The 244-nt window shown below is 36.1% G+C and carries 1 protein-coding gene; it reads left to right on the forward strand.

Going from position 1 to position 244, the window contains the following annotated elements; genetic code table 11:
• Positions 1 to 244, forward strand: a 244-nt coding sequence (locus tag AOA60_RS28340) for an NAD(P)H-dependent oxidoreductase (RefSeq protein WP_178075426.1), incomplete at both ends; no start/stop codon positions are given.

Raw genomic sequence — 244 nt, forward strand, 5'->3', positions numbered from 1 at the left:
CCTGAAGGACCCGTTGGTTTATTAACGGATAAAAAAGTTGTTCTTCTAAATGCTCGTGGTGGTGTATATTCAGAAGGTCCTGCTCAATCTGCTGAGATGGCAGTTAATTATGTGAATACAATGTTAAACTTCTGGGGAATTAAAGATATTTCTAAAGTTATTATAGAGGGACATAATCAATACCCTGAGCAATCAGAGGAAATTACTGAGACTGGTCTTAAAAAAGCTTCAGAATTAGCAAAGT

Origin of the sequence: Pseudomonas sp. 2822-17, from assembly GCF_002742485.1 — a bacterium.
Lineage (GTDB): Bacteria > Pseudomonadota > Gammaproteobacteria > Pseudomonadales > Pseudomonadaceae > Aquipseudomonas > Aquipseudomonas cyclaminis.